The organism is Acinetobacter towneri DSM 14962 = CIP 107472, from assembly GCF_000368785.1.
Taxonomy (GTDB): domain Bacteria; phylum Pseudomonadota; class Gammaproteobacteria; order Pseudomonadales; family Moraxellaceae; genus Acinetobacter; species Acinetobacter towneri.
Map to the genome: position 1 here is coordinate 1 of NZ_KB849662.1, position 1434 is coordinate 1434.

At 33.2% G+C, this 1434-nt stretch carries 2 protein-coding genes; both read left to right on the forward strand.

Going from position 1 to position 1434, the window contains the following annotated elements; genetic code table 11:
* Window positions 1–85 precede the first annotated feature (85 nt).
* Complete coding sequence (locus F947_RS00095; protein WP_004967533.1) at window positions 86–499, forward strand: hypothetical protein; 414 nt, start codon at window positions 86–88, stop codon at window positions 497–499.
* 2 nt (window positions 500–501) lie between these two features.
* On the forward strand, window positions 502–816 hold the full coding sequence (locus tag F947_RS00100; RefSeq protein ID WP_000723215.1) for a hypothetical protein: 315 nt from the start codon (window positions 502–504) through the stop codon (window positions 814–816).
* Window positions 817–1434 lie beyond the last annotated feature (618 nt).

The window sequence follows — 1434 nt, forward strand, 5'->3', positions numbered from 1 at the left end:
ACCATTATGTTAAATGGAAGCCAGCGACCTCCAAGAAAATCGGTATAGTGTGAATAGTTATTGAGTAAATAAGAGAATTAAATTAGTGAAATACTCAAATGAAAAAATAGTTAAAGCTCTCTTGCTTGCTCCTTTACCGTTACTTTTTTTCATAGCAGTCCTGTTTATCGTAATGAATCAGGAATACAGCCTATACTCGATTTTAGTGGTTCTTGTAGGGCATGGCCTTGTCTACTTAGCGTATTGTATTTTGACTGTGCCTTTCAGCTTCATATTCTCAATTATTTTAAATCGTTATAACAGTCTGAATTTATTAACCATCTGTATTACCTCTCTAATTATTGCTGCTCCATTTTTTATTCTTTTTGGATGGAGTCACACAGGAGAAATTTCGAAAGAGTGGTGGAAAATGTATACCAATACATGGACTATTTTTATGGCTCTCTTTCCTGGCTTATGTTATTGGCTGTTTTTAATTAATTTAAAAGATAAAGAATAGTTATGAAAAAAATATTATATTTTAATTTCTTAGCGATTATTTTGACTTATGTATCTTTGCTTTATCAAAAAAATATATTAGTTGCTCGCATAGTTGTAGATAAGCTTGAAAAAGTTGAAGTCATAGCTGGGGGATTTCCTCTACAGTTCCTTATAGATGGTGAAACCTCTCCAGTCGGAAGTATAAGTATCAATCCTTTATTTATTTTCATCGGCATGGATCAATTTGTTTTTCTCAATTTTTTTATTGATTATTTATTTTGGGTAAGTATTTTATTTGCTTTTTCTATGATTGTGAAAAAGTACAGAATTGTATAGATCTCCTAAAATTAACATAATACACCTTATACGAAATGCGTTATAATTAACTTTTAAATTCAAATACTTATTTCAAAGTTTATAGCCCGAGCATCACTGTTCGGGCTTTTTTTATGATTTTTCACGTTCCACGCCTATTCTTTGATCAATGTTTCACAACTTTGATTAGCTCCAGTAAATAATTAAAACCTAGATAATAAGAACCGAGCGAGTGTCTACGAGCGATTGAGCATCATCAAAATTTCGCCCTCGCCTTTTCTCTGATTACAAGCTCCCTTTCGATTTTAAACGGTAGGTACAGAGCATCCCGAATGGGTGCGAACTTTGGAGCTTTTGCTTTTCAAAAAGTATGAGCGAAGCGAATACATTATCAATGCTTTTTCTTTTAGATTTCACAAATAGGATTAACCAAAAACTGCCCCACGAAGCGAGGAACGAGCTTCAATAGAGTACGAGCTTTAGCGAGTAGCTAGGGCAGTTTGCACTCCCCTCTCGAAAGGCTTTTAATTATTTTTAAAGCTTTTAAATGCTTTTAGATAAGCTGAAAACATTGATATGAGAGGACTACAGCTTATATAAGCACACAAATTCTCTTGTATAAGCACACAAATTCTCTTG

What these genes read in the sequence shown, in the direction of transcription:
- F947_RS00100 (WP_000723215.1), top strand. Translation starts at nt 502, where the DNA reads ATGAAAAAAATATTATATTTTAATTTCTTAGCGATTATTTTGACTTAT.